General features: G+C 64.7%; 16 protein-coding genes. 5 read left to right on the forward strand and 11 right to left on the reverse strand.

Going from position 1 to position 17918, the window contains the following annotated elements:
• Nucleotides 1–152: 152 nt before the first annotated feature.
• From pgsA to ACODRW_RS17580, 3 genes are all read right to left on the reverse strand, one after another.
• Nucleotides 153–734 (reverse strand): CDP-diacylglycerol--glycerol-3-phosphate 3-phosphatidyltransferase, encoded by a 582-nt coding sequence (gene pgsA, locus ACODRW_RS17570; RefSeq protein ID WP_107798479.1) that lies wholly within the window; start codon nt 732–734, stop codon nt 153–155.
• Between the two features lie 112 nt (nt 735–846).
• Complete coding sequence (uvrC, locus tag ACODRW_RS17575) at nt 847–2652, reverse strand: excinuclease ABC subunit UvrC (protein WP_107798478.1); 1806 nt, start codon at nt 2650–2652, stop codon at nt 847–849.
• Nucleotides 2653–3087, reverse strand: a complete 435-nt coding sequence (locus ACODRW_RS17580) for a DUF4124 domain-containing protein (RefSeq protein ID WP_253314863.1) — start codon at nt 3085–3087, stop codon at nt 2653–2655.
• A 160-nt stretch (nt 3088–3247) separates the two neighbouring features.
• On the opposite strand from ACODRW_RS17580, the gene guaB reads away from it, so the two are divergent.
• The gene (gene guaB, locus ACODRW_RS17585) at nt 3248–4711 is read left to right on the forward strand and encodes an IMP dehydrogenase (RefSeq protein ID WP_488906312.1); all 1464 of its coding nucleotides are present in this window, start codon (nt 3248–3250) and stop codon (nt 4709–4711) included.
• Between the two features lie 82 nt (nt 4712–4793).
• Here guaB and ACODRW_RS17590 read toward each other — a convergent pair whose 3' ends face one another.
• Both ACODRW_RS17590 and ACODRW_RS17595 read right to left on the reverse strand, forming a co-directional pair.
• Nucleotides 4794–5657: an AraC family transcriptional regulator gene (locus ACODRW_RS17590; protein WP_488906313.1), complete on the reverse strand. Its 864-nt coding sequence runs from the start codon at nt 5655–5657 to the stop codon at nt 4794–4796.
• A gap of 9 nt (nt 5658–5666) precedes the next feature.
• On the reverse strand, nt 5667–6590 hold the full coding sequence (locus tag ACODRW_RS17595; protein ID WP_488906314.1) for a LysR family transcriptional regulator: 924 nt from the start codon (nt 6588–6590) through the stop codon (nt 5667–5669).
• Nucleotides 6591–6752: 162 nt separating this feature from the next.
• On the opposite strand from ACODRW_RS17595, the gene ACODRW_RS17600 reads away from it, so the two are divergent.
• From ACODRW_RS17600 to ACODRW_RS17610, 3 genes are all read left to right on the forward strand, one after another.
• Nucleotides 6753–8369 carry a GMC family oxidoreductase gene (locus ACODRW_RS17600; RefSeq protein WP_488906315.1) on the forward strand — a complete coding sequence of 539 codons (1617 nt, stop codon included), beginning with the start codon at nt 6753–6755 and terminating at the stop codon, nt 8367–8369.
• Between the two features lie 92 nt (nt 8370–8461).
• Complete coding sequence (locus tag ACODRW_RS17605; RefSeq protein WP_488906316.1) at nt 8462–10078, forward strand: MFS transporter; 1617 nt, start codon at nt 8462–8464, stop codon at nt 10076–10078.
• Between the two features lie 84 nt (nt 10079–10162).
• Nucleotides 10163–11041 (forward strand): alpha/beta fold hydrolase, encoded by an 879-nt coding sequence (locus ACODRW_RS17610; RefSeq protein WP_488906317.1) that lies wholly within the window; start codon nt 10163–10165, stop codon nt 11039–11041.
• 159 nt (nt 11042–11200) lie between these two features.
• Here the strand turns inward: ACODRW_RS17610 and ACODRW_RS17615 are convergent, their stop codons facing one another.
• A complete protein-coding gene (locus ACODRW_RS17615; RefSeq protein WP_253314858.1) occupies nt 11201–12694 on the reverse strand; it encodes a carboxypeptidase M32 in 1494 nt (497 codons plus the stop codon).
• A 291-nt stretch (nt 12695–12985) separates the two neighbouring features.
• Here ACODRW_RS17615 and ACODRW_RS17620 point away from each other — a divergent pair, with 291 nt between their 5' ends.
• Nucleotides 12986–13375 (forward strand): nuclear transport factor 2 family protein, encoded by a 390-nt coding sequence (locus ACODRW_RS17620; RefSeq protein WP_107798469.1) that lies wholly within the window; start codon nt 12986–12988, stop codon nt 13373–13375.
• Between the two features lie 53 nt (nt 13376–13428).
• Here the strand turns inward: ACODRW_RS17620 and ACODRW_RS17625 are convergent, their stop codons facing one another.
• The 5 genes from ACODRW_RS17625 to glyA form a co-directional block, all read right to left on the reverse strand.
• Entirely contained in the window at nt 13429–14076 is a 648-nt protein-coding gene (locus ACODRW_RS17625; RefSeq protein WP_107798468.1) for a hypothetical protein, read from the reverse strand.
• A gap of 224 nt (nt 14077–14300) precedes the next feature.
• A complete protein-coding gene (ribD, locus tag ACODRW_RS17630; protein ID WP_488906318.1) occupies nt 14301–15425 on the reverse strand; it encodes a bifunctional diaminohydroxyphosphoribosylaminopyrimidine deaminase/5-amino-6-(5-phosphoribosylamino)uracil reductase RibD in 1125 nt (374 codons plus the stop codon).
• 3 nt (nt 15426–15428) lie between these two features.
• Nucleotides 15429–15968: a GNAT family N-acetyltransferase gene (locus ACODRW_RS17635; protein ID WP_146176579.1), complete on the reverse strand. Its 540-nt coding sequence runs from the start codon at nt 15966–15968 to the stop codon at nt 15429–15431.
• Nucleotides 15969–16027: 59 nt separating this feature from the next.
• Nucleotides 16028–16486, reverse strand: a complete 459-nt coding sequence (gene nrdR / locus ACODRW_RS17640; RefSeq protein WP_019100637.1) for a transcriptional regulator NrdR — start codon at nt 16484–16486, stop codon at nt 16028–16030.
• Between the two features lie 127 nt (nt 16487–16613).
• A complete protein-coding gene (gene glyA, locus ACODRW_RS17645; RefSeq protein WP_081550486.1) occupies nt 16614–17861 on the reverse strand; it encodes a serine hydroxymethyltransferase in 1248 nt (415 codons plus the stop codon).
• Nucleotides 17862–17918: the final 57 nt, after the last annotated feature.

The following is a 17918-nucleotide window of genomic DNA, read 5'->3' on the forward strand; positions in this document are numbered from 1 at the left end:
ACTCGCGACCTCAACCTTGGCAAGGTTGCGCTCTACCAACTGAGCTATTCCCGCATTCAAAACTGCTGCAACACTTCTGCTTTCTCTTCGCTGCTGCTGGAGCAGCGCTGAGAGATGCGAATTATAAGGATTTATCAGTCACTGTCAACACTTCAAACATCAATTTTTTTCCCGGAAAACTCCTTGGCGGCCATCCTCAGGTAATAAACCATTGACCACAAAGTCAAAATCACCGCCACCACCATGAAGGCATTGCCCAAAATTAATGTCGAAACCCCCGGCAGCAGCGGGCCGGCATACAGCAACAGCAGAATCGCCACCATTTGCGCCGCGGTTTTCAACTTGCCGATATAGGCCACCGCCACGCTTTTGCGGGTGCCCATCTCCGCCATCCATTCCCGCAGCGCGGAGATGGCGATCTCCCGGCCGATGATGATCATCGCCATCCAGCCCTCAGTGCGCCCCATCTGCACCAGCAGGATCAAGGCCGCGGCGACGATCAGCTTGTCCGCCACCGGATCCAGGAAAGCGCCGAAGGCCGAGGTCTGACCCAACTTGCGCGCCAGATAGCCGTCCAGCCAATCGGTGATGGCCGCCAAGGCGAAGATGGCGGCGCCTACCTGGTTGCGGCTTTCCAGCAGCAGCACGGAATCCGGCAAAAAGAAGACCGCTACGCAGATGGGGATCAGGGCAACCCTGAGCCAGGTTAGGAATATCGGCAAATTGAAGGGCATCGGTGTCAGTAATCTTATTGTTTGCGGCTCGGTCAAAAACTGCGCGTCCGCCCCAAGCCACAACGGGACGCACGGCAATGGTTACAGTGTATAAACGATGGCGCGCCGGCAATCAATGCAGCGCGTTGTAAATCTTCTCCGCCAGGGTGCGGCTGATGCCGTCCACCTGGGCCAGGTCGTCCATGCTGGCGGCGGTCACGCCGCGCAGGCCGCCAAAGCGCATCAGCAGCTGTTGCCGGCGTTTGGCGCCCACGCCCGGAATCTCCTCCAGCGTGGACGCGGTGCGCGCCTTGGCGCGCCGCGCGCGGTGGCCGGTGATGGCGAAGCGGTGGGCTTCGTCTCGCACCGTCTGGATCAGATGCAGCGCCGGATGGTCCTGCCGCAGCTGCAGGCTCTTGTCCAGATAAGGCAGGATCAAGGTCTCCAGGCCCGGCTTGCGCTCCTCGCCCTTGGCGATGCCGACGATGGGCAGGTTCAGGCCGATTTCGGCGAACACTTCCAAAGCCACGCCCACCTGCCCCTTGCCGCCGTCGATGAACACCGCGTCCGGCAATTTGCCGTCGCCCGCCGCCAGCTTGCCGTAGCGACGTGACAACACTTCGCGCATCGCCGCGTAATCGTCGCCGGGCTTGGCGGTTTCGATATTGTAGCGCCGGTATTCGCCGGGCTGCATCGCGCCCTTGTCGTAGATCACACAGGACGCCACCGTGGCCTCCCCCATGGTGTGACTGATGTCGAAGCACTCGAAACGGCCGGCGCCCTCCAATTCCAGCACCTCGTTGAGCTGGGCCAGCCGCTGGTTTTGGGTGGCCTTGCTGCTAGCCCGCTGCATGATGGCCAGCGCGGCGTTCTTCTCCGCCATTTCCAGCCACACCCGTCGTTCGCCGATGGGATTGCTGGCGATGGCCAGCTTGCGCTCGGCCTGCCGCTCCAGATGCTGGCGCAGGGTCTCGGAAATCTCGCCGTTGATGATGATGGCCGGCGGCAAGGGCGCGCCCAGATAATGCTGGGCCAGGAAGGCTTCCAGGCTGTCCGCCAGTTCCCCCTCCTCCCCGCTGACCGGGAAAAAGCTCTTGTCTCCCAGATGCCGGCCGCCGCGTATCATCACCAGATTGACGCAGAGCATGCCCTCCTGCTGCACCGCGGCCACCACGTCGCAATCCTGCTGGCTGGAGTTGCTGGACACGAACTGCTTCTCTTGCACCCGCGCCAGCGCCTGGATCTGGTCGCGCAGCTCCGCCGCCTGTTCGAACTCCATCGCCTCGGCCGCCGTCATCATGCGCTGGGTCAGGCCGTCGATCAGCTCGCTCTGACGGCCCTGCAGGAAAGCCACCGCGCTGGCCACGTCGCGCGCGTAATCATCCTTGGAGATATGGTCGACGCAGGGGCCGGAACAACGCTTGATCTGATACAGCAGACAGGGACGGGAGCGATTAGCGAACACCGCGTCCTCGCAAGTGCGCAGCCGGAACACCTTTTGCAGGATCTGGATGCTCTCGCGCACCGCGTAGCCGTTGGGATAGGGACCGAAGTACTGGTGCGGCCGCTTGGGGTCGCCGCGGTAATAGGCCATTTGCGGGAAGGCGTGACCGCTCAGCATCAGATAGGGATAGGACTTGTCGTCGCGGAACAGGATGTTGTAACGCGGCGTCAGCGCCTTGATCAGGTTGTTTTCCAGAATCAGCGCTTCCGCCTCGGAACGCGTGACCGTGGTCTCGATGCTGGCGATCTGGCGCACCATCAGCTGGATGCGCGGCGACTGGTCGTTTTTCTGAAAGTAGGAACTGACCCGCCGTTTCAAGTCTATCGCTTTGCCGACATAAAGCACGCTGCCCGACGCGTCGAGCATTCGATACACGCCGGGCAGATTGGGCAGGGAAGCCAGTACCGCCTTGTAGTCAAAAACCGGTTTCGTCACTTATTTTCCGCACCAGGTTTGCACATTGGCCTGCGCCTGGCTAATCAGCTCGTTGCGCTGGGCGTCGGTGGCCAGCGCATTGGAACCCGGCATGCGGATGCGGCTATTGGTCTGCACCGAGGCCAGCTGATTGCGCGCGTTCTGGCAATTCTGCTCGCGGATCTTGGCGTTGGCCTCCACGATCTTGGCGTTTTCCGCCGCAATCTTGGCGTTTTCCCCGCCGGCGTCCTTGCCCGACGCTTTCTTGCTTTCCTTGGCCGGAGCCGATGCCGGCGCCGGCGCGCGCGTATTCATGCGGCGGGCGTTGACGCTGGCCGGCGGCTGGTCCGAATACACGGTTTTTCCGGCCTCGTCCTTCCATACATAGACTTCCGCGCTGGCGGCGGAGGAGCCCAGCAAAGCCAGCAAAAAGGTCCATACTAAGGTTGACTTCATCATCGACTCCCTGACCCGAATGCGCTGCAGATACTCAAATTGTAAGGCCTGCGCGGCCTGCGAGCAAAAAGGTAACAGGGTTGCGGGCGGAAAGCCCCTTTTTTTGCAATAGCGACAATACCTCGGTATAATGCCGCTTTGCCGCAAAGGAAACGCCAAGATGCGTATCATCGAGAAAGCCTATACTTTCGACGACGTTCTCCTCGTCCCGGCCCACTCTGAAGTTCTGCCGCGCGACGTAGTTCTCTCCACCAAGCTTACCCGCAACATCACCCTGAACCTGCCCCTGGTGTCCGCCGCCATGGACACGGTGACCGAAGCCCGTCTCGCCATCGCCATGGCTCAAGAAGGCGGCATCGGCATCGTGCACAAAAACATGGATCCCGCGAAACAGGCCAGCGAAGTGTCCAAGGTGAAACGCCATGAAAGCGGCGTGGTCAAGGATCCCATCACCATCGCCCCGGACATGCTGGTGCGCGATCTGGTGCTGCTGACCCGCCATCACAAGATTTCCGGCCTGCCGGTGATCGAAGACGGCAAAGTGGTCGGCATCGTCACCAACCGCGATCTGCGCTTCGAGACCCGTCTGGACCAGAGCGTCGGCTCCATCATGACCCCGCGCGAGCGCCTGATCACCGTCAAGGAAGGCGCCAGCATCGACGAAGCCCGCGAGCTGATGCACACCCACCGCCTGGAGCGCGTGCTGGTGATCAACGAGGCCTGGGAGTTGAAGGGTCTGATCACCGTCAAAGACATCATTAAGACCAGCGAACACCCCAACGCCAATAAGGACAACCAGGGCCGTCTGCGCGTAGGCGCCGCGGTCGGCACCGGCGGCGACACCGAAGAGCGCGTGATCGCGCTGGTGAAGGCCGGCGTGGACGTGATCGTAGTCGACACCGCCCACGGCCACAGCCAGGGCGTGATCGAGCGCGTGCGCTGGGTCAAGAAGAATTTCCCGGAAGTGGACGTGATCGGCGGCAACATCGCCACCGCCGCCGCCGCGATGGCGCTGGTTGACGCCGGCGCCGACGGCGTCAAGGTCGGCATCGGCCCCGGCTCCATCTGCACCACCCGCATCGTAGCCGGCGTGGGCGTGCCGCAGCTGACCGCCATCCACAATGTGTCCGAAGCGCTGAAGGGCACCGGCGTGCCGATGATCGCCGACGGCGGCATCCGCTTCTCCGGCGACATTTCCAAGGCGCTGGCCGCCGGCGGCAATTGCGTGATGCTGGGCGGCATGTTCGCCGGCACCGAGGAAGCCCCGGGCGAAGTCGAGCTGTTCCAGGGCCGTTCCTACAAGTCCTACCGCGGCATGGGCAGCCTGGGCGCGATGAGCCAGGGCTCGTCCGACCGCTACTTCCAGGACAACGAGGGCAATGTGGAAAAACTGGTGCCGGAAGGCATCGAAGGCCGCGTGCCGTACAAGGGCTCCATCGGCCAGGTGATCCACCAGTTGGTGGGCGGCCTGCGCTCCTCGATGGGCTACCTCGGTTGCGCCACCATCGCCGACATGCACGCCAAGGCGGAGTTCGTGGAAATCACTTCCGCCGGCATCCAGGAATCCCACGTCCACGACGTGCAGATCACCAAGGAAGCGCCGAACTACCACGTATCCCGTTAAGACCCGACGTCGTCAGGCATCCTTTACGGCAAAACCCGCGCCAAACGGCGCGGGTTTTTTCATGGCTGAACCACCAGCGCGGTCAGGCCAGCGACAACATCAGCCGAGTCCGCAAGGCGGTGGGCGGATTGTCGTAAGGCGAATTCAAATACTCCTCCACGCACGGCACCTCGCCGAGCGCGCGCCCGCTGCCGGGCAGCCAGTGCCGGTACAGCCAGGACCAGGCCGTGGACAGTTCCGCGTACGGTCCCAGATACGTCACGCAAGCGTACTCTCCGGCTGGGATCTCCCCCCATTCAAACCCATCCGGCAGCGTCCGGTCCTGCCAGGAGTCCGGCACCGTCACGCAGGCGATGGAGCGCAGCTTGGCCTCCTCCGTCTGTTCCGTATCATCCAGATACATCCCGAATGTGCGGCCTGGCGCGTCGCCGGCCGCGCAAGCCGGGCTGATGGCCTGTAAAGCGCCGAAGGCTTGGCCGATCTCCATATAACTGCCGATATGGCGGCGCATCAGCACCCTCAGCCCCTTATCCTGCTTGAGCAATGTCACTTCATGCATAACGGTCTCCCAGTCTTGCCTAGAAATGAACGCTCTGCGCTGGCGATAGCGGCCCGGACTCTCGCCGTAAGCCCTGGCAAAGGCCCGGACGAAGGCCGCGGTGCCGCCGTAGCCGGCGCGCGTCGCCACCCTCGACAAAGGCAGCGAGCCGCCGTCCAACTGCCCGGCCGCGCGATGCAGCAACAGCCGCTGCCGGGTCTCTCCCACCGTTTCGGCCATAAGGCCGCGATACACGCGGTGAAAGTGAAAGGGCGACAAGCAGGCCTCCTCCGCCAATCTTTCCAGCGGCACCGGCCCATCCAGATGGCGCCACAGATAGTCCAGCACCCGCAGCATCCGCCACAAATACGGCGAATCCGGGCCGCCGTTGCGATAGAGCGTTCTCATGAAGTGAGCTTATCCCGCATCGATTGATTCGTTTTGCTGAGTTGGCTGTTGCAGCAGCAACCATTGCATGCGCTGGCACAGCTCCACCACGTAGTCCCACACCACGCGGTAGCGCAGCGTGCGGCGGATGTCGCTGCGGCCGCTGATCCAGTAAGAGCGGATGATGCGCAGTTCCGGCAACAACTGGCGCAGCCGCGCGTCGTCGTAGGTCAGATAATACGGCAATACCGCGATGCCGCCGTCGGCCAGCGCCGCCTGCTGCTGGCCCACCACGCTGGTGCAGCGTAGAGGGATCAAGGGGTTGCGGCACAGGCCGCGATGGAACATCAGCTCGCGCGAGAACAGCAGATCGTCGACATAGCCGACGATGGGATGCCCGGCCAGGTCCTCGCGCTCGCGGATGGGCGCATGCGCGTCCAGATAGGCCGGCGTCGCGTACAGACCCAGGCAGTAATCGGTCAGCTTGCGCGTCACCACCATATTGGCCTGCGGCCGCTCCAGCGCGATGGCGATGTCCACCTCGCGGTTGGTGATGCTGACGAAGCGCGGCACCGACACCAGATCGATCTCCAGCGCCGGGTAACGCTCCGTCAGCCGCGGCAGGTGCCGCGCCAGAAACAGCGAGCCCAAGCCCTCCGGCGCGCCCAGCCGCACCAGGCCGGCCACCTCCACATGGCCCACCCGCGCCTCGTCCTGCATCCGCGACGCGGTGTTTTCCAATTGCTCGGCCAGGGGCAGCAACTGCCGGCCGGCCGCGGTCAGTTGATAACCATCCGGCTGCTGCACGAACAGCGGCAGGCCCAGCTGCCGCTCCAACTGTTCGATATGCCGGGCCACCGTCGCATGCGTGGTGCGCAGCTGCCGGGCCGCAGCCAGCAGCTTGCCGCTGCGCTGCAAGGCCAGAAAATAACGGATGTCGTTCCAGTCGAACATCAAGCCCTCCCCGTGTTTATGGTGCGCTTGCACACAAATATGACAGGCTTCAATTGCGCGGCTGTTAGAAAACTAACAGCTGTTGTTCCACTCTGGCTATTTCCAGGCCGGCCCGGCTTGATCTTATATGGTGGCGATACAGACGTCATAGGAAAGCGCGGCATGCAGGCATTGGCGGACACATTCGACTACATCATCGTCGGCGCGGGCAGCGCCGGCTGCCTGCTGGCCAACCGCCTGTCGGCCAATCCGCGACACCGCGTGCTGTTGCTGGAAGCCGGCGGCGAGGACAACTATCCGTGGATACACATCCCGGTCGGCTATCTCTACTGCATCGGCAATCCGCGCACCGACTGGTGCCTGCGCACCGCGCCCGAGGCCGGCCTGGGCGGACGCAGCCTCAACTACCCGCGCGGCAAGGTGCTGGGCGGCTGCTCCTCGATCAACGGCATGATCTATATGCGCGGCCAGGCCGCGGACTACGACGGCTGGGCGGCCCAGGGCTGCCCCGGCTGGAGCTGGGACGAGGTGCTGCCGGACTTCCTGCGCATGGAAGACCACTTCGACAGCGCCCGCGCCCAGCACGGCCACGGCGGCGAATGGCGGGTGGAACGGCAGCGGCTGTCCTGGGCGATCCTGGACGCCTTCCGCGACGCCGCGGAGCAGAGCGGCATCGCCCCGGTGGACGATTTCAACGGCGGCGACAACGCTGGCTGCGGCTATTTCGAAGTCAATCAGCGCGGCGGCCTGCGCTGGAACACCGCCAAGGCTTTTTTGCGCCCGGTGCGCCAGCGCCCCAACCTCACCGTGCTGACCCATGCCGAGGCGGAAACCCTGCTGCTGGGGGACGGCCGCGCCGCCGGTATTGCATTCCTGCAACAGCGGCAACGCTGGCAGGCGCGCTGCCGCGGCGAAATCATCCTGGCCGCCGGCGCCGTCGGCTCCCCGCTTTTGTTGCAGCGCAGCGGCATCGGTCCCGCCGCGCTGCTGCAAGAACACGGCGTCGCCGTGCGCCATGCGCTGCCGGGCGTCGGCGCCAACCTGCAAGACCATCTGCAACTGCGCATGGTGTTCAAGGTCAGCGGCGCGCGCACGCTGAACCAGCTGGCCAATAGCTGGAGCGGCAAGCTGGCCATGGGCTGGGAATACCTGTGGCGGCGCAGCGGCCCGCTGGCGATGGCGCCCAGTCAGTTGGGCGCTTTCGCCGCATCCGGCCCGGAACAGACGCGCGCCAACCTGGAATACCATGTGCAGCCGCTGTCGCTGGAACGCTTCGGCGAGCCGCTGCACCCCTTCCCCGCCTTCACCGCCTCGGTGTGCGACCTGCGTCCGCTCAGCCGCGGCCGGGTCGCCATTGGCGGCGCCGGCCTGGACGCCGCGCCGCTGATTCAGCCCAACTACCTCAGCCACCCGCGGGACCGCGCCGTCGCGGTGGCCGCGCTGCGGCTGACCCGGCGCATCGTCGCCGCGCCGGCGCTGGCGCGCTACCGGCCGGAAGAATACCTGCCCGGCCTCGCCGCCCAGAGCGATGCGGAGCTGGCCGCCGCCGCCGGCCGCATCGGCACCACCATCTTTCATCCGGTCGGCACCTGCAAAATGGGACAGGATACCCAGGCGGTGGTCGATGCCAGACTGCGCGTTCACGGACTATCCGGACTAAGAGTGGCGGACGCCTCCATCATGCCCGCCATCACCTCGGGCAATACCAACTCGCCCACGCTGATGATCGCGGAAAAAGCCGCCCGCATGATTTTGCAAGACCGCGCCGCGCCGGACTGAGCGCCGCGCGACATCGGAATCCACCCAAACAGAGGAAGCCCACTTCCCGCCCCACAACTTGTCGCAAAGCCACACCAAGAGGAGACAGCACCATGAGCAGCACCCTGACGCCCGCCGCCACGGCGGGACACACGATCAGCGGCTCCGAGCGCAAAGTGATCTTCGCCTCGTCGCTGGGCACCGTTTTCGAGTGGTACGATTTTTTCCTGTACGGCGCGTTGGCGGCGGTGATCAGCAAGCAGTTCTTCGCCGGCGTCAATGAAACCACCGCCTTCATCTTCGCCTTGATGACCTTCGCCGCCGGCTTCCTGGTGCGTCCCTTCGGCGCGCTGCTGTTCGGCCGGCTGGGCGATATGATAGGCCGCAAATACACCTTCCTCGCCACCATCCTGATCATGGGTGTGTCCACCTTCCTGGTGGGCCTGCTGCCCGGCTACGCCAGCATAGGCATCGCCGCGCCCATCCTGCTGGTGGTGCTGCGCATGCTGCAGGGCCTGGCGATAGGCGGCGAATACGGCGGCGCGGCCATCTACGTGGCCGAACACGCGCCGGATCACAAACGCGGCGCCTACACCAGCTGGATCCAGGTCACCGCCACCGCCGGCCTGCTGCTGTCCCTGCTGGTGATCCTGGCCTGCCGCAAACTCACCGGCCCGGCTTTCGACGACTGGGGCTGGCGCCTGCCCTTCCTGCTGTCGCTGGCGCTGCTGGCCATCTCCACCTGGATCCGGCTGTCCATGCACGAATCGCCGGCCTTCCTGAAAATGAAAGCCGAAGGCAAGCATTCCAAAGCGCCGCTGACCGAATCCTTCACCAACTGGAAGAACCTGCGCATCGTGCTCACCGCGCTGTTCGGCATCAACGGCGGCCAGGCGGTCACCTTCTATTGCGCGCAGTTCTACTCGCTGTTCTTCCTCACCCAGATCCTCAAGGTCGATTCGCAGATCGCCACCCAGCTGCTGGTGATGTCGCTGCTGATCGCCGCGCCGCTATTCCTCTACTTCGGCTATCTGTCCGACCGCATCGGCCGCAAGCCGGTGATGCTGACCGGCCTGCTGCTGGCGGCTTTGCTGACCTTTCCCGCCTTCAAATGGCTGACCGCCTATGCCAGCCCGGACATCGCCAACGCCGCGCGCCAGGCGCCGGTGGTGGTGGTGGCGGACCCGGCCAGCTGCCGCTTCCAGTTCGATCCGGTGGGCAAGGCCAAGCTCAGCAGCAGCTGCGACCAGGCCAAGGCCCTGCTGGCCAAGAACGGCGTGCCCTATCAGCGCCAGGCGGCGCCCGCCGGCGGCGAAACCCAGATCAAAGTGGGCGAACAGACGCTGACCGGCTTCGACAAGGCCGCGTTGCTGGCCGCGCTGAAACAGGCCGGCTATCCGGACAAGGCCGACCCGGACAAGATCAACTACCCGATGGTGGTGGCGGTGCTGGTGCTGCTCAGCCTGATCGCCGCCATGGTCTACGGCCCGCTGGCCGCCACCATGGTGGAGCTGTTCCCCACCCGCATCCGCTACACCTCGATGTCGCTGCCCTACCACATCGGCAACGGCTGGATAGGCGGCCTGTTCCCCACCGTGGCCTTCTCGCTGGTGGTCTACACCGGCGACATCCTCTACGGCCTGTGGTATCCGGTCATCGTCTACAGCGTCAGCTTCATCGTCTGCCTGTTGGGCTTGAAGGAGACGCACCGCGCCGACATCCATCAATAAGCCCCTTCCCACGCGCACGGCGGACCTCCCGGTTCGCCGTGTTTCTGGGTAGACTGGGGCTTTCATCCCACCGCTCGCGCCGCCATGCCGATTCAACGCCTCAGCCAGCCCGAAATCCTGACCCTCAACCGCCACCGCTATCATCTGCGTCGTTGGGGCCCGCGCGACGCGCCGCTCTTGGTGCTGCTGCACGGCTGGATGGACAGCTCGGCCACTTTTCAATTCCTGGTGGACGCGCTGCCGGACGGCTGGCAAGTGGCGGCGCCGGACTGGCGCGGCTTTGGCGACAGCGACTGGAACGACGGCAGCTACTACTTCCCCGACTACCTGGCCGATCTCGACGCGCTGCTGGACGCGCTGTCGCCGCAACAGCCAGTCAAGCTGCTGGGCCACAGCATGGGCGCTATGATTGCCGGCATCTACGCCGGCATCCGCCCCGAACGCATAGAAAAGCTGGTGCTGGCCGAAGGCTTTGGCCTGGCCGCCTCCAAGCCGGCGGAAGCGCCGGGCCGCTACGCGCGCTGGCTGCGCGAAACCCGTACCGCGCCGGAGTTCGGCGATTTGCAGTCGCTGGACGCCGTCGCCGCCAAACTATTGGAACGCAACCCCAGGCTGACGCCGGCGCGCGCCCAATGGCTGGCGTGCGAACTGACCCGCCAGCGCGACGACGGCCTCTACTACCGCGCCGATCCACGCCACAAAATGGTCAACCCGGTGCTGTACCGGCTGGAAGAAGCGATGGCTTGCTGGCAGCGCATCAGCGCGCCGGTGCTGTGGGCGCTGGGCGGCGACACCGACGACCACCCGCTGGCCAAGAGCGTGGCCGCCAGCATGGCGCAGCGGCGCACCTGTTTCGCCCAACTCCAGGAAACCGTGATTGCCGACGCCGGCCACATGCTGCAATGGGAACAGCCGGCAGCGCTGGCCGTGGCGGTCCACGCGTTTTTCAGCCAATCCCAATAAGAGCCGCTAAGAAAACCTCGCAGAGAACCTGAGCCAAGGCGCGTCGACGCAGGCAGTACAAGTGGTACGACAAGGAGGCGCAACGCAGGATCAGGGGTTTGATTAGCGGATCAAAAAAAAGCGCGGCCAAGCCGCGCTTTTCATCTGCCTTCCACAAACTCAAACGCCTAGATAACGCCGCTCCAGGTGCGCCTTGAAATGCGCCGGGTTCAGCGTCTCGCCGGTGGCGCGCCGCACCAGTTCGTCCGTGCTCCAGCGGCTGCCCTGGCTCCAGATATGGGTGTTCAGCCAGTTGAAGATGGGCTCCAGATTGCCGGCCGCCACCTGCGCGTCCAGCTCCGGCTCGGCGCGGCGCAGGCTGGCGAAATACTGCGCCGCATACATCGCGCCCAGCGTGTAGCTGGGGAAATAGCCAAAGCCGCCGTCGGTCCAGTGGATGTCCTGCATGCAGCCGTTGGTGTAATTGCCGCGGGTGTCCACGCCCAGATAGGCCATCATCCTCTCGTCCCACAGCGCCGGGATGTCCTCGGCCTCGATATCGCCGTCCATCAGCGCGCGCTCGATCTCGAAACGCAGAATCACATGCGCCGGATAACACAGCTCGTCGGCGTCCACGCGGATGTAACCCGGCTGCACCCGGCTGTACAGGCCTTGCAGATTTTCCAGCGCAAACGCCGGCTGCTCGCCGAAATGGCTGCGGATCAGCGGCGCGATCAACTGCAGGAAGGCCGGGCTGCGGCCCAGCTGCATCTCGAAGGACAGACTCTGGCTCTCATGAATGCCCATGGAACGCGCGCGGCCCAGCGGCTGCTCCAGCCAGTCCTTGGGCAGGTTCTGCTCGTAACGGGCGTGGCCGGTTTCGTGAACAATGCCCATCAGGCTCTGGACGAAATCATCGTCGCGGTAGCGGGTGGTGATGCGCACGTCTTCCGGCACCCCGCCGCAGAAGGGATGGCTGCTGACATCCAGCCGGCCGCCGTCGAAGTCGAAGCGCAGCAGCTTCATCGCCTCCACGCCCAAGGCGCGCTGCTGCGCCACCGCGAACGGCCCCACCGGCTCGATCACCGTTTCCGACGCCTGCTTGGCGCGCGCGCGTTCGATCAGGCCCGGCAGCCAGGACTTCACCTCGGTGAAAATGCGCTCGATCTCCGCGCTCTTCATCCCCGGCTCGTACTTGTCCATCAGCGCGTCGTAACGGCTGCCGCCGCTGGCCTCGGCCAGCAAGCGGCCCTCCTCGCGCGACAGTTTGACCACCTCGCGCAGGTTTTCCAGAAAGCCCTTCCAGTCATTGGCCGGGCGCTGGCTGCGCCAGGCGTGCTCGCAGCGCGCGCCGGCCAGGGTCTTGGCTTCCACCAGCTCCGCCGGCAGCAGATTGGCCTGCGCCCATTCGCGGCGCATCTCGCGCAGATTGGCGCGTTGCAGCTCGTCCAGGTTTTCCTGCTCCGCCGCGTCCAGCTGCTCCTTCAGCTGCGGCGCGGTGATGATGCCGTGGGTCAGCACCCCCAGCTCCGCCAGCGCGGCGGCGCGGGCGTCGTTGCCCTTGCTCGGCATCATCGCCGCCTGATCCCAGCCGGCGATGGCGCCGAGGTGGCTAAAGCGGTGCAGGCGGGCGAAAGTGTGGGTTAAAGCCTGGTAGGCGGATGTGTGCGTCATCTTGTCTCCTCTCTATAAAGAACCGATTTACGATCTGCTGCGCGTCGGCGATACGGTGTTGAGAACCGCTGCAGAATGCTCATGTAGCGCTACTCCTTCCACTTTCTCAGCCGCAACGCCTGGTCTCGCCCCAGCTCGCGAGATCGTAAACACGCTCCACTTGTCAAAGCATGATGCCATCAGACTATTTGATCTGACAACTTCCGCCCCAAAATCCGCCAAAGCCGCGTATTGACAAGGATTTTGATTTTGTACATTATCAATATCCCATGACTAGCATGAGGTAAAATCATGCCATCCATCGCCGCCCAACTCTTTCTCGCCTACCAGGACCGCGACTGGGAGCGCGCGCGCCGCCTGCTGCGCGACGACGCCGTGATGCTATGGCACTGCAGCGGCGAGTGCTTCCGCGGCGCGGACGCCATCGTCCACGTCAACCGCGTTTATCCGGAGGGCTGGAGCATACGCCTGCTGCAGGACAATCTGCTGGCCGACGGCCGCTGGCACGTGGTGGCGCAGGTGGACCACGGCGAGGCGCGCTTCTTCGCCAATTCCCTGTTCACGCTGGAACACGGGCTGATCAGCCAGATCGAGGAATACTGGGCCAGCGCCGAAGCGCCGCCGGCCTGGCGCGCGGGCTTGCCGGGCCGGGCCAGGCTGGAAGCCGCGCAGCCGGCTTGAGACCGCGGGAACGGAAGCGTCTGGGGATGAAATAGCGGGCTCGGCGGTCCGCCTCAAGCCGCCGGCTGGCCGGCGTTGCGCGCCTGGGCTTGCGGGAATTGGTGCCAGTAATAGAAGTACTCGCGCACCAGCAACAGAAAGGTGTTTTTCAGCTCCGCCTCGCGCAGATGCAATAACACCGCGTCCACCATCATGCGGAAGCTGTCGCCCTGTATGGGCTGGCCGTCCAATAGATAGAGCAGGGATTTGAGCAGGCGCTCGCGCAGATGGATGTCCGGCTCGGACATACCGTCCTCGAACAGCTTGCCCAAGTACAAGCCCAGCGACGGCGGAAAGCGGGAGAAGCCGTCGCGCTCCATCCGCGTCAGCAGCCCTTCCCAATCCGTCTCCAGCCACACCCGCACATTGCGCACCGAAAAGCCGCTGCGCGCGGTGATCTCCACCACTTTCTTGGTATCGCCCAGCCAGAAGTAATAGAACTCGCGGGTACAGGTCAGCGCCAGCACCTGCTCGTCCGGCGAGCAGGCCTGCAGCAGGCGTTCGCAAGGACCGCGGAAACCTTCCGCGTTGCGCTCGACGCCGTCCAGCCAGGGCAGCAGCAGTTCCAGAATGCGACGCCTTTCGTCGATCACCTGAGCCGGCGCGCCCTGACGCGCCAACAATCGCATATAAGCTTCCAGCGCCGCCTTCAAATCGCTCATGCCCTTTCCCCAGCCCTCCCGGATGCCGCGACTGCCCCGAATGCGAAAGCGAGCCGTTCTTGGCGGCCCGTCCTGAGCGTGCGTTCGCGCCCGCCTTCACGCGTCATGCGCACAGCAGGCGAACTGCTCTTATTTTCGGACAGAAATGTTGCAGACTCCAGACGGGATTCGCGGCGATGCGGTCATTTTCCCAAGCGCGGAGGCCATCCTCGCCTTGTCTCGCCCTAGTTCGCGGGACCTTGAGCAGCCGCCAAGACCGGCGTCAGGCTCAGGCGCAAATCCGCGCCCACCATGCGCGCGTCGCGTATGCTCAGCCGCTGCTTGTCGGCCAGGTCTTCCAGCGGCGGCCAGGCGAACAGGCCGCGCGCGGCGTCGCCGGCCAGCGACGGAGCCAGGTAGAGCACGATCTCATCCACCAGCCCGGCGCGCAACAGCGCGCCGTTGAGGCCGGCTCCGGCTTCCACCATCAGCATATTGACGCCGCGTTGCGCCAAGGCCGCCAGCAAAGCCGGTAGATCGGCATGGCCGTCGGCCAGCCGCGGCAAGCTCAGAAGCTCCGCGCCGGCGCGGTAGGGCTCCAAACGCGCGGCCTCGTGATCGCAGGTAGCCAGCAAGGTGGCGCCGTCCTGATAGATGCGCTGTTCCGGCCGCGTGCGCAGATCGCTGTCCAGCACCACCCGCAGCGGCTGGCGCTCGCAGGGGACTTCCCGCACCGTCAGTTGCGGATCGTCGGCCAGCACGGTGCCGCTGCCGGTGAGCACCGCGCAATGCTCGGCGCGCAGGCGATGCACATCCCGCCGCGCCTCCGGGCCGGTGATCCATTGGCTGCGGCCGTTGAGCAAGGCGGTCTTGCCGTCCAGCGTGGCGGCGGCCTTGAGCGTGACCCAGGGGCGGCCGCGCTCGACGCGCGACAGAAAACCGCGATGCACTTGCCGCGCCTCGGCTTCCATCAGCCCGGCGTCGGCGGCGATGCCGGCGGCGCGCAGCATGGCCAGGCCGCGGCCGGCCACTTCATGGTAGGGGTCCACCATCGCCGCGGCCACCCGGGCCACGCCCTCGTCGATCAGACGCCGCGCGCACGGCGGGGTGCGGCCGTGGTGGCTGCACGGCTCCAGCGTGACGTAGGCGGTGGCGCCGCGCGGGGACAGGCCGCGCGCCAGACAGTCCTTGATCGCCTGGATTTCCGCATGATCGCCGCCCACTTCCAGGGTGGCGCCCTCGCCGATCACCGCGCCGTCGCGCACCAGCACGCAGCCCACGCCCGGGTTGGGCGCGGCGCGGCGGGTGGCCGCGGCGGCCAGCCGCAACGCGCGCTGCATGTGACGATGGTCATCGGCGGAATAATTCATGATTCATTGCTTCCATTCTTGAGCCAGCAGGCTGTACTGCCTGGCGTCGCAATAGCGGCCCTGCAACAACAAGTACTCGCGCAGCACGCCTTCGTAGCGGAAGCCCAGCCGCTCCGCCACCGCGCAACTGCGATGATTGTCCGCCGCCGCGTCTATCGCCACCCGGTGCAGACCCAAGGGGCCGAAGGCTTCGGCCAGCAACAGGCGCAGCGCCGCCTGCATCACGCCCTGCCCCACCTGGCGGCGGTCCAGCCAATAGCCGACGAAGGCGTGGCGGTTCAAATCGTCGATGGCGTGCAGATCGCAAACGCCGGCCAGCGCGCCGTCGCGCAATACCAGCCAAGTATAGGCCTTGCCGATCTGACGGCCGACGGCGGCGGATTCCAGAAAAGCGCGGGAGTCCGCCTCGGAGCGGGTCAGGGGCTCCCACGGCATCCACGGCCGCAACGCGTCGCGGTTGGCGTTGATCAGCGCGAACAGCGCCGGCGCGTCGGACAGCTCCGGCGCGCGCAGCGAAACATTGGAAGGCAGGGGTTCTACCATGGAGGGCACCCGCGATGACGGAAGAATAGAGCAGTCTACTCCAGCCGCCCGCCGGTCGGTCAATGCGAAGACTTCTGGATTTCCTTGATGGCGTCGGAAAACTCGGACACATCCTGAAAACTGCGGTACACCGAGGCGAAACGCACATAAGCCACTTTGTCCAGGCGCGCCAGTTCGTTCATCACCATTTCGCCGATCTCGCGGCTGGAGACTTCGCGCTCGCCCAATTGCAGCAGCTTGTGACAGATGCGGTCTATCGCCTCGTCCACCAAGGCGGTGGGCACCGGGCGCTTGTGCAGCGCGCGCAGGAAGCTGGTTCGCACTTTCTCGATGTCGAATTCCGAACGGTGGCCGGCGGTTTTCACCACCTGCGGCATGCGCACGTCGGCGGTTTCAAAGGTCGTGAAACGCTTCTCGCACACCGGGCAGCGCCGCCGCCGCCGGATGCTGCTGCCGTCCTCACTGACGCGGGAGTCGATTACCTGAGTATCGGCATTGCCGCAGAACGCGCATTTCATGACTTAATCCTAAGGGTTCCAATGTAGGGATGTTATCAGCAATGCGCAGTCAAGTTAATGCCGCTATCGCCCGCCCATGAAAAAGACGCCCCTGGGGGCGTCTTTCAGCGGCCGAGACCAGCTTGGCTTATTTGGAGTACACCGGGAAACGATGGCACAGCGCGGTGGCTTGCTCGGCCACGCGGGCGATCAGCGCGTCGTCGTTCGGGTTGTCCAGCACGTCCGCCACCAGATTGGCCACCTGGATGGCTTCGGCTTCCTTGAAGCCGCGGGTGGTGATGGCCGGGGAGCCGATGCGGATGCCGGAGGTCACGAACGGGGTTTCCGGGTCGTTCGGAATCGCGTTCTTGTTCACGGTGATGTGGGCGCGGCCCAGCAGCGCGTCGGCCGCCTTGCCGGTCAGGCCCTTGGCGCGCAGGTCCACCAGGAACACATGGCTCTCGGTGCGGCCGGATACGATGCGCACGCCGCGCTCGCCCAGGGTCTTGGCCATGATGGCGGCGTTCTTCAGCACTTGTTCCTGATACACCTTGAACTCGGGCAGCAGCGCTTCCTTGAAGGCCACGGCCTTGGCGGCGATCACGTGCTCCAGCGGGCCGCCTTGCAGCGTCGGGAACACATTGCTGTTGATGCTCTTCTCGAACTCGGCCTTGGCCAGAATGATGCCGCCGCGCGGACCGCGCAGGGTCTTGTGGGTGGTCGAGGTCACGAAGTCGGCGAACGGCACCGGGTTCGGGTAAACGCCGGCGGCGATCAGACCGGCGTAATGCGCCATGTCCACCATGAAGTAAGCGCCGCATTTCTTGGCGATCTGACCCATGCGCTCGAAGTCGAAACGCAGCGCGTAAGCGGAAGCGCCGCCGATGATCAGCTTGGGCTTGGTTTCCATCGCTACGCGTTCCATGTCGTCGTAGTCGATTTCTTCCTTGTCGTTCAGACCGTAGGCGACGATGTTGAACATCTTGCCGGACAGGTTGGCCGGGGAGCCGTGGGTCAGGTGACCGCCGTGGCCCAGGTTCATGCCCATCACGGTGTCGCCCGGCTTCAGGATGGAGAAGTACACCGCCTGGTTGGCCTGGCTGCCGGAGTGCGGCTGCACGTTGGCGTATTCCGCGCCGAACAGCTGCTTGACGCGGTCGATGGCGAGCTGTTCCACCACGTCCACGTGTTCGCAACCGCCGTAGAAGCGCTTGCCCGGGTAGCCTTCGGCGTACTTATTGGTCAGTTGGGAGCCCTGGGCTTCCATCACCGCGGGGCTGGTGTAGTTTTCCGAGGCGATCAACTCGATGTGATCTTCCTGGCGTTGACACTCGGCCGCAATGGCGGCGGCGAGTTCGGGGTCGAATTTGGCAATCGTCTGGTCAGCAGCGAACATCTTTGACTCATCCATCAAAGGGTTAACGATGCGGGCATTCTACACGAAATGCCGGAG

This window comes from Chromobacterium sp. FG89 (assembly GCF_057808735.1).

What these genes read in the sequence shown, in the direction of transcription:
- ACODRW_RS17590 (WP_488906313.1), bottom strand. Translation starts at nt 5,657, where the DNA reads ATGAGAACGCTCTATCGCAACGGCGGCCCGGATTCGCCGTATTTGTGG.
- pgsA (WP_107798479.1), bottom strand. Translation starts at nt 734, where the DNA reads ATGCCCTTCAATTTGCCGATATTCCTAACCTGGCTCAGGGTTGCCCTG.
- ACODRW_RS17625 (WP_107798468.1), bottom strand. Translation starts at nt 14,076, where the DNA reads ATGAGCGATTTGAAGGCGGCGCTGGAAGCTTATATGCGATTGTTGGCG.
- ACODRW_RS17595 (WP_488906314.1), bottom strand. Translation starts at nt 6,590, where the DNA reads ATGTTCGACTGGAACGACATCCGTTATTTTCTGGCCTTGCAGCGCAGC.
- ACODRW_RS17605 (WP_488906316.1), top strand. Translation starts at nt 8,462, where the DNA reads ATGAGCAGCACCCTGACGCCCGCCGCCACGGCGGGACACACGATCAGC.
- glyA (WP_081550486.1), bottom strand. Translation starts at nt 17,861, where the DNA reads ATGTTCGCTGCTGACCAGACGATTGCCAAATTCGACCCCGAACTCGCC.
- ACODRW_RS17615 (WP_253314858.1), bottom strand. Translation starts at nt 12,694, where the DNA reads ATGACGCACACATCCGCCTACCAGGCTTTAACCCACACTTTCGCCCGC.
- ACODRW_RS17580 (WP_253314863.1), bottom strand. Translation starts at nt 3,087, where the DNA reads ATGAAGTCAACCTTAGTATGGACCTTTTTGCTGGCTTTGCTGGGCTCC.
- ribD (WP_488906318.1), bottom strand. Translation starts at nt 15,425, where the DNA reads ATGAATTATTCCGCCGATGACCATCGTCACATGCAGCGCGCGTTGCGG.
- ACODRW_RS17600 (WP_488906315.1), top strand. Translation starts at nt 6,753, where the DNA reads ATGCAGGCATTGGCGGACACATTCGACTACATCATCGTCGGCGCGGGC.
- nrdR (WP_019100637.1), bottom strand. Translation starts at nt 16,486, where the DNA reads ATGAAATGCGCGTTCTGCGGCAATGCCGATACTCAGGTAATCGACTCC.
- ACODRW_RS17635 (WP_146176579.1), bottom strand. Translation starts at nt 15,968, where the DNA reads ATGGTAGAACCCCTGCCTTCCAATGTTTCGCTGCGCGCGCCGGAGCTG.
- ACODRW_RS17610 (WP_488906317.1), top strand. Translation starts at nt 10,163, where the DNA reads ATGCCGATTCAACGCCTCAGCCAGCCCGAAATCCTGACCCTCAACCGC.
- ACODRW_RS17620 (WP_107798469.1), top strand. Translation starts at nt 12,986, where the DNA reads ATGCCATCCATCGCCGCCCAACTCTTTCTCGCCTACCAGGACCGCGAC.
- guaB (WP_488906312.1), top strand. Translation starts at nt 3,248, where the DNA reads ATGCGTATCATCGAGAAAGCCTATACTTTCGACGACGTTCTCCTCGTC.